Source organism: Pseudoalteromonas sp. PPB1 (assembly GCF_015356275.1).
Taxonomy (GTDB): domain Bacteria; phylum Pseudomonadota; class Gammaproteobacteria; order Enterobacterales; family Alteromonadaceae; genus Pseudoalteromonas; species Pseudoalteromonas rubra_D.
The window spans coordinates 1-13,506 of record NZ_JACEQV010000020.1; the positions used below are offsets into that span (position 1 = coordinate 1).

At 47.8% G+C, this 13,506-nt stretch carries 9 protein-coding genes and 1 rRNA gene; 5 read left to right on the top strand and 5 right to left on the bottom strand.

The genetic code is table 11. The features are described 5' to 3' along the window. The 3 genes from IY568_RS17925 to rhlB form a co-directional block, all read right to left on the bottom strand. Positions 1–116 (bottom strand): 16S ribosomal RNA (locus IY568_RS17925); the annotation flags it as partial. Between the two features lie 526 nt (positions 117–642). Then, a complete protein-coding gene (gppA, locus tag IY568_RS17930) occupies positions 643–2,145 on the bottom strand; it encodes a guanosine-5'-triphosphate,3'-diphosphate diphosphatase (RefSeq protein ID WP_125564119.1) in 1,503 nt (500 codons plus the stop codon). A gap of 38 nt (positions 2,146–2,183) precedes the next feature. Next, a complete protein-coding gene (gene rhlB / locus IY568_RS17935; protein WP_010387093.1) occupies positions 2,184–3,470 on the bottom strand; it encodes an ATP-dependent RNA helicase RhlB in 1,287 nt (428 codons plus the stop codon). 91 nt (positions 3,471–3,561) lie between these two features. Here rhlB and trxA point away from each other — a divergent pair, with 91 nt between their 5' ends. From trxA to IY568_RS17950, 3 genes are all read left to right on the top strand, one after another. Then, positions 3,562–3,888: a thioredoxin TrxA gene (trxA, locus tag IY568_RS17940; protein WP_010387092.1), complete on the top strand. Its 327-nt coding sequence runs from the start codon at positions 3,562–3,564 to the stop codon at positions 3,886–3,888. Between the two features lie 218 nt (positions 3,889–4,106). After that, entirely contained in the window at positions 4,107–5,366 is a 1,260-nt protein-coding gene (rho, locus tag IY568_RS17945) for a transcription termination factor Rho (RefSeq protein WP_010387091.1), read from the top strand. A 217-nt stretch (positions 5,367–5,583) separates the two neighbouring features. Further along, a complete protein-coding gene (locus IY568_RS17950; protein WP_138538798.1) occupies positions 5,584–6,870 on the top strand; it encodes a methyl-accepting chemotaxis protein in 1,287 nt (428 codons plus the stop codon). Here the strand turns inward: IY568_RS17950 and IY568_RS17955 are convergent. Beyond that, on the bottom strand, positions 6,847–9,705 hold the full coding sequence (locus tag IY568_RS17955) for an ATP-binding protein (protein ID WP_194868306.1): 2,859 nt from the start codon (positions 9,703–9,705) through the stop codon (positions 6,847–6,849). The two genes, IY568_RS17950 and IY568_RS17955, sit on opposite strands and share 24 nt — an antisense overlap. A gap of 86 nt (positions 9,706–9,791) precedes the next feature. Here IY568_RS17955 and IY568_RS17960 point away from each other — a divergent pair, with 86 nt between their 5' ends. Then, positions 9,792–10,403 carry a DNA-J related domain-containing protein gene (locus IY568_RS17960; RefSeq protein ID WP_194868307.1) on the top strand — a complete coding sequence of 204 codons (612 nt, stop codon included), beginning with the start codon at positions 9,792–9,794 and terminating at the stop codon, positions 10,401–10,403. Positions 10,404–10,497: 94 nt separating this feature from the next. Here IY568_RS17960 and dbpA read toward each other — a convergent pair whose 3' ends face one another. After that, entirely contained in the window at positions 10,498–11,883 is a 1,386-nt protein-coding gene (dbpA, locus tag IY568_RS17965; protein WP_194868308.1) for an ATP-dependent RNA helicase DbpA, read from the bottom strand. Between the two features lie 155 nt (positions 11,884–12,038). On the opposite strand from dbpA, the gene IY568_RS17970 reads away from it, so the two are divergent. After that, positions 12,039–13,472, top strand: coding sequence for a M28 family peptidase (locus tag IY568_RS17970; RefSeq protein WP_228553433.1), 1,434 nt, complete (start codon positions 12,039–12,041; stop codon positions 13,470–13,472). Positions 13,473–13,506: the final 34 nt, after the last annotated feature.

Below are 13,506 nucleotides of genomic sequence, written 5' to 3' on the forward strand. Positions count from 1 at the left end.
ACTCACCCGTCCGCCGCTCGTCATCTTCTAGCAAGCTAGAAATGTTACCGCTCGACTTGCATGTGTTAGGCCTGCCGCCAGCGTTCAATCTGAGCCATGATCAAACTCTTCAATTAAAAGTTTTTTGAAACCGAAGTTTCGTGCTCATTGAATTCTGATTTTGATTTCCCACCTATAAAAGATGAGATATCGAATTGACTGTGCTGAAACAAGTAAACTTGTTTCCGTTGGTCACTCAGTTCAATTGAGACTCTAAATTTTTGTGCGTCATTCAGTAAAACTGAAATCCGCTGTTAGAACTCAATCTGTACGAGTGCCCACACAGATGATTGCTTCATATTTTTAAAGAACGGTGCGACTTAATGTCGCCGCGCTGTTAGCGCTGAGGGTTGTGCATTCTAATCACTTCCCATTTTATGTCAACACTTAATTTTGAAAAGTTTCAGAATCAAGTTTTATTTGACTCCCAACTCGTTGGCTCGTTGCTTTTCAGCGTTGTGCCCCGTGTCGGTGGATGCGCATTATAGGGAAATCGAAACCCAGCGCAACCCCTTTTTTGAAGAAAAGTGAGAAAAACAGCGCGTTCGAACAAGATTCAAACAAAACGCGCTTTTTTAGGCCTTTATTGTACAAAAAGAGCGCTTAATCGCGCTCAATTTTCAATATCCAGCCGGCTTTTTCCTGATACCCAGCTTCTAACTCTAATTCGCTGCGCATCAAAGGGTGCTCGTGCAGCCACTCATCAGGCAAAGTCAGGGTAAGCGTTTCAGGTTCAGTCGCTGTGATGTATAGATCTGGCAGGACATCATCCTGACGGCGCATAGATAAGATAACCGCAACCCGGAAGATCCTGACAAGTAACTCAATGAATCCCTGATGATGACCAAACTGAAGAAAGGTATCTTCTTCTACGTCGAGTCGGTGGTTACCTACTAAAGTTACCACCATCTGCTTTTGTACTCGGGAATATCCCGGCATACCAGTATGTTTTAAAATGTACGCACTGTGCAGATGATAAGACTTATAGTCAATGACCAGACCAATCTCGTGCATAGATGCAGCGGCACTCAATAAACTACAGGCGCTTTGAAAATCAAACTGCATTGGTGCTTTCAATTGCTGTAGAAAAATTTTGCATATATCAAACACACGAGCCGCTTGTCCGGCATCAACATGATACCGGGACATAAAGCCATCGAGTGTGCGTTTACGAATATCAGCCTGGTTCAACTGATCAATCATACTGTATAGAATGCCTTCACGCAGTGCACCGCCTGCAAGGCCCATTCGTTCAATCTTTAATGCTTCAAATAGCGCAATTAAAATTGCCAGCCCAGAAACAAACACCAAACGGCGTTCTTCACTCAGGCCGGGCAACTCAAGCTGCTCTATATTTTCAAACTGAATGGCTTGCGCACGAATTGCCTGAAGCTTATCCAGCGTCAGCATCTCATCCAGGCCCTGCGCCGCAAAAATTTCCTGAATCGCCTGGACTGTTCCAGATGCGCCAATGGCAAGCTCCCAGCCAGACGACTTATATTGAGCAGCATAAGGAGCAACAACCTCGTGTGCTGCAGCCGTTGCTGCAGAGAAATTGGCCTCGCTCAGTGTACCATCTGAAAAATAGCGCTCTAAATAGGTGACACATCCCATATTCAGGCTATGGTACAGCTGTGCTTCAAAGCCCTGACCAATGACAATTTCGGTGCTCGCGCCACCGATATCAACAACAAGCTGTCGACCCTGGCAAGCTGAGGTATGTGCGACGCCCTTGTATATAGACCGGGCCTCTTCTTCCCCACTAATAATAGAAATAGAGTGACCCAGAATTTGCTCAGCTTTATTCTTAAAGACATCAGCGTTGGTTGCCAGGCGCAAGGTTGCGGTGGCCACAATACGTATATTGTTAGCCGGGATATCCTGAAGTCGTTCAGCGAACAAGGATAAACATTCCCACCCTCGCTGCATCGCTTCTTCACTCAGCAAATTTTGCTCATCCAGGCCTGCTGCCAGCCTTACTTTACGTTTGACCCGACCAATTGTATGCACGCCACCGGCCATATGTTTTGCGATCAACATATGGAAGCTGTTTGATCCTAAATCAATCACCGCATACACATTTTCATGTGGAGATCTCTGAACCACGCTTACTAACCTCTATCTACCTCTACCAAAACGCCCAATTAATTGCGCGGGCGCGATTTTTGGTAACTACCTTGTCGACGGTTATTACCGCTGCGATTACCGCGCTGACCGGACGTATTTCTGCGCCTTTGTTGTCTGGCTGGCGCTTTAATATCGTCGAGCAGAGCTGACTTATCGTAGTGTGAAACCGGAATTGCATGGTCAATGTATTCTTCAATCTCATGTAAGTTATATGCATATTGCTCACAGGCAAAACTTATTGCATGCCCTGACGCGCCTGCTCGGCCAGTACGGCCAATGCGATGCACATAATCTTCACAGTCGTCTGGCAAATCAAAATTGAGTACATGACTCACCTCAGGAATATGCAAACCTCGCGCGGCAACATCCGTTGCAACCAGCAGGTCTAATTCGCCCTTAGTGAATTTAGACAAAATCGACAAACGCTTCTTCTGATTAACGTCACCGGTTAACAATCCAACCCGATGCCCATCATTTTTCAGCCACTCATACACGTTTTCACAACTGTGCTTTGTATTGGCAAATACAATCGCCTTGTCTGGCCACTCTTCCTCAATCAAGGTAAGGAGTAAAGGAATTTTGTCCTCTTGCGAGGGATGGAACAACTCTTCTTTGATCCGTTTGCCTGTTTTAACATCCGGTTCAATTTGTACATGAATCGGATTGTGCATATGTTCAAAAGCTAGCTCCTGAACACGATAAGACAGAGTTGCAGAAAACAGCAGATTCAGACGTTGTTGTGTATCCGGCATGCGATTAAACATATAACGAATATCTTTGATAAAGCCCAAATCAAACATTCGGTCTGCTTCATCTAGTACAACAACTTCAATATTATTAAGGTTATAGGCACCTTGTTTATAGAAATCGATCAGGCGTCCGGTCGTACCAATGAGGATATCCACCCCTTTTTCTAGTTGTGACCGTTGTTTTTCGTATTCTTCGCCACCATATACTAAACCAAGCTTTAACCCACACGCCGGCGCCATGATTTGTGCGTCTTTGTGGATTTGGATCGCAAGCTCTCGTGTCGGTGCCATAATCAATGCCCGTGGCTGACCGGCAACCTGAGCGTCAGATTGGCTTTGCATCAGCCTGTGACAAGTCGCAGTTAAAAACGCCAGCGTTTTACCTGTACCTGTCTGAGCCTGACCGGCAATGTCTCTGCCCTCACTAATGTAGGGCATGCACTTTGCTTGGATTGGCGTACAGTATTCGAAGCCACTCGCTGTCAAACCGGCGACCACTTCCGGCGCTAAAGCAAAGTCGATAAATTTTTTATTGGTCAAATGTGTCTTAGTCATAGCGATTAAGCATAACGTTTAAACTTGCAATAAGAAACAAGAGTGTTTAAATACGCATTAAATAATTGACCTAATTCTAACGGAGAGCGCAATGAGCGACAAAATTATTCAATTAACTGATGACAGCTTCGAAGCAGACGTGCTTAAGTCGGATACCCCTGTACTGGTAGATTTCTGGGCTGAATGGTGTGGTCCATGTAAAATGATTGCACCTATCCTGGACGAAATTGCAGACGAGTTCGAAGGTCGCGCAACTGTAGCTAAGCTCAACATCGATCAAAACTCACTAACACCACCTAAATTTGGTATCCGTGGTATCCCAACTCTGCTGCTATTCAAAGACGGTGCCGTTGCAGCCACTAAAGTTGGTGCGTTGTCTAAAACACAACTGATCGAGTTCCTTGAGAACAACATCTAACTGAACACTTATTACCAGCATCAGCGTAAGCTGGTCGCTGATAAGTCACAGTCTGAATGTAACAGGTAGTGCTGTGTTAGCACTACCTGATTAAATTTGTATAAAGACTGGACGACTGCTCCCCTAGCTGCTAACTTATAGAGCCACTAACCTTAAGCAATTTCAATTCAATCCCTCGTACCACGAGAGAACAACTTTTAAATAAAGAACCCACCAATATGCATTTACGCGAACTGAAAGACAAGTCAATCAATGAGCTTGTAAAACTTGCCGAGTCTATGGGACTCGAAAACGTCGCCCGTCTGAGAAAACAAGACATCATCTTCGCCATCTTGAAAGCGCACGCGAAAAGCGGCGAAAACATTTATGGTGGCGGCGTGCTGGAAATTCTTCAGGATGGCTTCGGCTTTTTACGCTCATCGGAAGCCTCCTATCTGGCAGGCCCGGATGACATTTATGTTTCGCCAAGTCAGATCAGACGCTTTAGCCTACGTACCGGTGACAGTATCAGCGGTCTGATCCGCCCACCTAAAGATGGTGAGCGCTACTTCGCACTGCTGAAAGTGAATGAAGTTAACTTTGATAAGCCAGAAAATTCCAGAACTAAAATCCTGTTTGAAAACCTAACACCTATCCATGCCAACGAACGTATGGTGATGGAACGTGGTAACGGTAGTACAGAAGATATCACTGCGCGTGTTCTGGATCTGGCTTCTCCGATCGGTAAAGGTCAACGTGCATTGATTGTTGCGCCACCTAAAGCCGGTAAAACCATGCTGCTACAAAACATTGCGCAGTCTATTTCTTACAACAACCCAGATGCAACACTCATGGTATTGCTGATCGATGAGCGTCCGGAAGAAGTAACAGAAATGCAGCGCCTGGTGCAGGGTGAAGTAGTCGCCTCAACCTTCGATGAACCAGCAAGCCGCCACGTACAGGTTGCAGAAATGGTCATTGAAAAGGCGAAACGTTTAGTCGAGCACAAGAAAGACGTCATCATTCTGTTGGACTCAATCACCCGTCTTGCACGCGCCTACAACACAGTCATCCCATCTTCAGGTAAAGTCCTGACAGGTGGTGTTGATGCCAACGCACTGCACAAGCCGAAGCGCTTTTTCGGTGCTGCACGTAATGTAGAAGAAGGTGGCAGCCTGACTATTATCGCTACTGCCCTGATTGATACAGGCTCTAAGATGGATGAAGTCATTTACGAAGAGTTTAAGGGCACCGGTAACATGGAATTGCACTTAAACCGTAAGATCGCTGAAAAGCGTGTCTTCCCGGCGATCGACTTTAACCGCTCAGGTACCCGTCGTGAAGAGCTACTCACTAAGCCAGATGAGCTGCAAAAGATGTGGATTTTACGCAAGATTGTTCATGAAATGAGCGAAATCGATGCAATGGAGTTCCTGATCGATAAGCTTTCAATGTGCAAAACCAACAACGAGTTCTTTGACTCGATGAAGCGAAAATAACCCTCCACTTCAGAAAAAGCCTGCTTATGCAGGCTTTTTTTATGGCGTCATAGCTTGGAACTCTCTGATTGGTGTTCTATATATTAGGAAGTGTACAAAGACACATGTTTGTATGTCAGGGAAAGGCTCCTCTCCCGACCGCACGGCTCTCAACCAGGGCCTGCAATTGCATTACGACACGTGTTATTTAGTAAGCCTGATAAGGAAGAACACTTCAATGCGTTTAGTAGCCAGTGCCATGGCCGTGACTGCGGTGAACATAGCTGCCGTGCTGGTCTGTGCAGCCATATTCTCCCTACCTCTAATAGCCACCGCCTCACTGATTGTCATGATGCTGATTTCATCTGTTGTGATCACACTCTGGGTAGACAAGAAGCAAGAAAAGGGCGCCTACCTGCAAAGTTTTGTCAGTGCGCTTCATCACCAGGACACGATTGACCTGACTTTTCGCTTTGACGAAAAAGACAAATCACTCCCCAAAGCTTGCCTAGCCATAAACGCCAGTATGGCGATGATGGAACACATTATTGGAGAAGTCTATGCCTCTTCATCGCGACTGACCCCCATGGCCGATAGCCTACGTGATACCTATGCCTCCATGACACAAAAAGCCACCATTCAACATGCACATGGAGAAGACCTGGCCACAGCCATCAACCATATGTTGACAGTTTCAAGAGAGCTGGATGACAGCCTGGAGAAAATCTACAGCTCCGTTGAAAATGCCACGCAGGCAGTCAAAAAAACCCGAGTGGATACTGACAAAAGCCAACAAAGCCTGATGACGCTGGCAAGCAATATTCAGGCGACCAGCGAACAAATAGCGATACTAAAAACAGACAGCGATGCCATTAGCTCCGTCATTGATGTGATTAATGCCATTGCAGATCAAACCAACTTGTTAGCACTGAATGCCGCTATTGAGGCCGCAAGAGCGGGTGAACAAGGTCGAGGGTTTGCCGTAGTAGCCGACGAAGTGCGCAGCCTTGCAGCTCGCACCAGCCAATCGACGCAAGAAGTACGCAACATGGTCAACAAGATCCAGGCAGGTACAGACAGTGCACATGCTCTGATGTTAACCGCACTGGAAGAAACCGATAAAACGGTTAGTTTGTCAGAAGCCTCAACGAAAGAGGTCGATCAGATTGAACGGGCTATGATTGATATTAATGCTATGTCGCACAGCATCCATGACCAGGTGAGCCAACAGAAAACCGTCTCTGATGAAGCGCAATCCAGCATTGAGTCTATGGTTGAACTCAATTCAGATGCGCTGTCCGCGTCAAAAATTCAGGCTGTATCGAGCAGTGATCTGATCAACCTGGCCGCATGTATTCATGAAAAGTTATCTATGTTTACCGCAGAGCGACCACATCCTGACATGTCTCACAGGACCGACACCAGTCGCTATAACAGCAATGTTGATACTAACGCAGTCTCCAATAAGCCCCACAGCCCCCAAGCTGAGGAACACAGTAAATTAGGAGACATCGAGCTGTTCTGAGTAACTGCACACTTTGAGTTCATCACACAGGATCAGAAACAAATCCTGATAAAGCGCAGTTTGCTCTTGCTTCAACGCCGCTTCAAACTGTGAGGCAATATCTGCAATATGCACAAACTCGAACATACTCGCCGCCCCGTTTAATTTATGGCAGTGATGCTGTAATGCCTGCCAATCCTGCTCTTGCCATAAATCGATCAGCTTATACCTTTCCTGCTCCAGGGTCTGTGCAAAACTCTGTTTGAGATCGCTCATGTCTATCGACAAGTCCAGTGCCTGAGCCGCATTGGTGCGCTGCAAGGACTGAGCAAGCGTTTGATATAGCACATCACTGTTGATCGGTTTACTGAGATGACCACTGAACCCCTGAGCCAGGTAACCTTTAATTTCATGCTCCATCACGTTTGCCGTCAGTGCATAGACCTCACCCTCAAAGCCAGCCTGACGCAATAGTTGCAATGCTTCAAGGCCATCCATTTCTGGCATCTGAATGTCCATCAACACTACATCAGGATAAGCACTGAGACAGCGTTCTACAGCTTGCCTTCCGTTACTGACGGCATCCACTTCCAGGCCCATTTTTTCCAGTAAACGAACGATCAAAGCACGGTTATCATCATGATCTTCCGCCAGCAATACCGTGCCGGACAAGCGTGTACCTGGTTCCTGATTGAGGGCGGGCTGCGCCTCATTAAGGCACTCTATTCCATTGGTGTGACTCAGCCGGGCACAAGGGACAACCAACTTAAACTGGCTCCCTTTCTCGACTTCACTATGTACCGAAATCTCCCCCCCCATCATCTTAGCCAAATGCTGTGACAGGCTAAGCCCTAATCCGGAGCCGCCAAACCGACGCGTAATACTGTTATCTCCTTGCTGGAAACACTCAAAAATCCTGGCCACCTGCGACGGTGACATGCCAATGCCACTGTCCCGGACAAGAAAGGTGAGACCATCTTCATATTGCCGAATAATCAGCTCTACCTGCCCATGCTGCGTAAACTTAACCGCATTGCTGAGTAAGTTTATTAAGATCTGTTTCAGGCGCACATAGTCAAGCCGAACCAAATAGGGGACAGGCAACTCATTTTCGACTAACAAGGCAAGTGACTTTTCCATACAAGGACGCTGAAACATATCGCAGACATCTGCCAATAAATTCTCTATGGTAAATTCGGTGTACTCCAGCTCCAGTCGCTGTGCCTCTATTTTGCTCAGGTCCAGTACATCGCTAATGAGGTCTTTGAGATGATTGCCCTGTCGCGTCACAACGGCCAATGACGACATAAGATGGGCGTCGTGCGTGTAATCCTGCTGCAAGCTTTCGGCATGGCCCAAAATTGCAGTCAGCGGGGTGCGAATTTCATGGCTGATATTGGCTAAAAACTGACTTTTTACCTGGTTTGCATTACGCAGCTCATCGGCGCTTTGCTGCAACTGTGCCGTTCGCTGTGCCACTTTTTTACTAAGCTCAATTTTTGCCCGTCGCTCGGTCGCGCGATGATAAAAAGCAAACACGGAGATCAGCGCCAGACATAAGATCAGCCCACTCATCCACAATAGTTGATTACGTTGTTCATCTTGCAGTTGCTGTAGCTCCTGCGCTTGCTTCATTTTAGCAAGCTCCTGGCTTAACTGACTTTCTTCAAACTTACTCTGGTACTTATTAAGACGTGTAATAAGCCCCTCATTGAGCAACGAGAATTGCAAGTCCCGATAGTAATCGAGCGTTTCAGCCGCAGACTGCATCTTGCCTGTTGCCGCCTGAACCAGCGCCAGCAAGTGTAAAAACTCACGTTCCCTGAGCCTATCTCCCAGTTTGCGAGTCAGCATTAACCCTTGATCAATGCTGGCTTTTGCACCGGCGATATCATTGCGCATCAGCTGCAACCTGGCCATCGGATGTAAGGCATGCATTACGCCAGCCTGATTGTCGGCTTTTTCAGCGTAATACATGGCAAAATTGACCTCCTGCTCTGCTGTCGTGTAATCACGGACCAGCAGGCTCAGTTTCGCCATATTGACATATTCAAATGCCAGATGACGCGTATCATTGATACTGTGGTAGTAATCAACAGCAGCTTTAACCGCACCACGGGCCAATTCAGGACGATTTGATTCGGTGTAAATGACCCCCAGATTACCCTGTACTAAAGCCACACCATAATGATCTTCAAGCCGCTCAAATAACGTCCTGGCACGCTTGAGTAACTCTTCTGCTTTATCGTAGCGAAATTGGCGAATATAAACGCCGGCAAGATTCAGCAGCATATCAGCCCTATCCTGCTCATTTCCATGCTGTTCATACAGCATATATGCTGCCAGATACTGTTCCAGTGAGGCTTCTAAATCATGGATCTGAATAAATGACATGCCCAGATTATTGTGGATGTCTGCGCGCTCAATGGGGTTATCTCTTTGTTCAGCAACTGCGAGTGCCTGCTGATAATCGACCACAGATGCAGCGTAATCTCCCTGATAAAACGCACTGATCCCCTGCATCTTAAGTGCATGATACAAACTGTCAGACAAACGCTCATCACGACTAAAAGATTCCAGTTGCTCAAAATAACGGATCGCCATCTCATAGCGCATGCTTTCGAGTGCAATTTTACCTATGGCCTTAAGGGTCGCCGCACGTTGCTGCGGACTTAATTCAGTGACCTGTAGCAATCGTTCGGCACTGAGTACCTGCTCCTGCCAGCTGGACAGGTCTGATAAGGCCTCAATTTGTGATGTAATCGCAGGTTTGGCAGTAGACTCAGCACGGCCTTGCGCCGACCAGATCCCCACCAGTAACACAGTGGCCACAGCCCACTTAAACCCCTTAATCATCCCTGTCTGCCCCGTATTACTTGCAATAGACGTGTTAAAAAATAAGAATTGAACAAAGAAGATACACTATGTTTACAGGCGGAACAATGTTGAACCCCCTCCTTGATGCCACTTTTAGAATAATCACCCGTGAACGCGCAACCCAATTGCATCGATTGGCCGCCGCGCTGGATGCTGAAATCGGATTGCCGAAACTAGATAATGATCCGGACAAGGACCTTTTTAAACGTAACTTTTTGTTGATGAACGCACTGTATCAGCTACAGCACGAGGGTGCGGAACAAGGTTACCACCTTCAGGTAGAGGCCATGGATATCCGCCTGACTGAGCAACCTGCCAAATCAGCTTTGCAAACACAGGATCCGCTCAGAGATTATTATTTAGATTGGCGCAATTATGATACCAGCAAGGACGACGTGATTGCGTTACTCGATCAGTTCTGGCAACGCTACCTCAAATTACCGCAACTGGCACCGCAACAACACGCCGAGTTAATTAAAAAATGGCAGCTGCCGACCCCATATTGCCGGCGCCAACTCAGTAAGCGCTGGCGCACACTGGCATTTGCAGCCCACCCGGATCAACAAGGTAACAACTCCGAGTTTCAGCAGCTTCAGTACGAATACGAGCAACTCAAACACTATGCGAAAGTAGAAAACTCAAGCAACTCGCATAAAACGGAAAAATCTTCGCGATAACACAGCAATTATTTAGCGATTTAGCCCGGCTAAATTAGCGATTTTTAACCCTATTATCGACAGATTTCCCTTCGCTTAATGTGCATTGATAACCCTACAGGCTCATTCGCTTGGCTTTAAATTTACGCCCCTTTAGCTTGCTCTCCTGTAACTTCCTCAGCGCAGGCTTGACCCCTTCTCTGGCTACCGCGACAAATGCCTGATGATCCAACACATCGATATTACCGATCAGACTTGCACCTATCCCCTGCTCAGAAGTCAGACAACCGACAATATCACCCGCACGAAGTTTATCTTTTTTACCGCCATCAACCTGCAAAGTCACCATAGGAGGCTTAAACACAGGTTTGTCGAGCAGGCTCAGTGGCGGAGGAGTTGCCGGCTCAAAGGTGTGCTCATAAATTTCGCCCAATTTAGCGACTTTAAACGCCTCGTTTTCACCGTACAAGGAGCACGCAAGGCCTTTTTTGCCACCCCGCCCGGTTCGACCTACCCGGTGTACATGAGTTTGCGGATCCAGCGCCATATGGTAGTTGATCACCATATCAACGTCTTCAATATCCAGGCCCCGGGCAGCGACATCCGTGGCAACCAATACCGATGCACTTTTATTGGCAAAGCGGATCAGTGCACGAACCCGCTCAGCTTGATCCAGGTCGCCATGTAAGGTCACGACGTTGACACCACTACTCTTAAGCTCACTGTACAGCTTTTTCGTTTCCACTTTGGTGTTACAAAAAGCAATGCAACTGACGGGTTTGTAATGCTGGAGCAACAGTCGCAAAGTATTCAATCTCAGCTTGTTATTTTTGAGTGCAAAAAACTGCTGCTTAATCTGCCTGTTGAGAGTCTCTTCTTCTCCTTTCACCATCACAGGTTCACGCATGAACTGCTGTGTCAGCGCTTCGATGTCCTTCTGATAAGTGGCACTGAACATCAAGGTCTGGCGCTCTGGTGGCAGATATATCGCGATATTTTCCAGCGCTTCGACAAACCCCATGGCCAACATCTGATCGGCTTCATCCAACACCCAGGTCTGCACTTGGGTCAGGTCGAGTGTTCCTTTATACAAATGTTCTTCAATCCGCCCTGGGGTGCCAACCACCACGTGCGCACCATGCTCCAATGAGCTGATCTGGGGCCCGATAGGCTCACCACCACATACGGTCAGTACTTTGATATTTTGCATACTACGCGCCAGCTTGCGGATCTCAGTAGCCACCTGCTGCGCCAGCTCTCGAGTCGGCGCCAGTACTAAACTCTGGATCACCTGCTCTTCGACCACCAATTTATTCAGCAGGCCAAGGCTAAATGCCAGTGTTTTCCCCGACCCTGTTTTTGCCTGCGCAATCACATCCTGGCGGGCAATAATGGCGGGCAATGCCTGCGCCTGAATGGGCGTCATGGTAGTAAAACCGGCTTGCTGTAAACCACTTTGAAGGTGCCGGGTCAACGACACTTGATTAAACGACTGAGTCACACTATTACCTCGGATGAATTCAATCCGCCAAGTTTAGCAAATCCCCCATAGCGCCGTCACTTCAGTAAGCAAAAACGCCCATTCACCCCGAAACAGTTTAATTTAACAACAATTGTTGCGACAATCTCTGTCGATGTAAATTACCAAGGGTTACTATGGATCAGATAATACGCTTTGCGCCTTTTGGCAGGCTAACCAGCGCCGCCAGACATTGGCTATTGCCACTTTGTGCGTTAACCGCCAGCTTTGTGGGTCAGGCTGATGAATTCACACAAAAACAACTCGAAGACGTCGCCAAAGTGCGCACGCTGGCAAGTCAGAGCGACTTAAGCTGGCAGTTACTGGAATCACTCACCACAGAAATTGGCCCACGCCTGCCCGGCACAGAAAACGATAAATTAACCGTGGCCTGGGCGGAGAAACAGTTTAAGCGCCTGGGCTTTGATAAAGTCTGGCTGGAAGCCGCGACCTTCCCTGAGTGGCGACGCTATCATGAATCGGCAAAACTAATCGCGCCCAGTGAGCAGCCCCTGCATATCACGGCGCTGGGCAACAGTATCAGCACCCCACAACAAGGGTTACGTGGTGAAGTCGTGCTGTTTGAAACTTTTGATGAACTCAAAGCCGCACCGGTTGGCAGCCTGAAAGGTAAAATTGCCTTCATCAACTACCGAATGAATCGGGACATCGATGGTAATGGCTACGGCCCGGCGGTTCAGGCACGCAATAAGGGGGCTGTAGAAGCGGCGAAAAAAGGGGCTATCGCTTACATGATGCGTTCCGTCAGTACTGCCCATCATCGCTTTGCCCACACCGGTGGCAGCCACTACGATGAGCAAGTTACAAAAATACCCGCAACCGCCATTGCGAATCCGGACGCCGACCAAATCGCGCGTCTACTCAAGCATGGCCACACGCCTCAGGTTGAGATCAATATTCAGACCGAAGATCTGGGCGAAGGAACCAGTTTTAACGTGATCGGCGAAATCACCGGTTCAGAGTTTCCTGATCAATATGTGCTGCTTGGCAGCCATCACGACTCTTGGGATCTTGGGACCGGCGCATTGGACGACGGCGCTGGTATGGCGCTGACCATGGCTGCGGCCAAACACATTGCGTCAGTCACTCGCCCCAAGCGCAGTATTCGGGTAGTCCTGTTTGCCGCGGAAGAGCTTGGATTGTGGGGTGCGAAAGCCTACTTTAAACGCCATGAAGACAAACTGGCGCAGATTGTAGCCGCCGCTGAGTCAGACTTTGGTGCTGACGTAGTGTATGCGTTTGAGTCAAAAGTGAATGCAGCGTCTCTGCCACTGGTACGTGCTATTGCGGAACAGCTTAAGCCGCTCGGCATTACCTATATTGGTGCTAATCGCGCGCGTGGCGGTCCGGACCTGATACCGTTAAATAACATGACATCAGCGCCCATTTTCGACCTGCACCAGGATGGTACAGACTATTTTGATTATCATCACACAGCCGACGATACGCTGGATAAAGTGGATCCGGAAAAACTCAAGCAAAATACCGCAGCCTATGCCGTCTTTGCTTTAATGGCTGCTAATGGCAAAACATCGATGCAAGGCAAATAATGCCGGCATTGTTCAGTAAGTGATTTCCGCACAG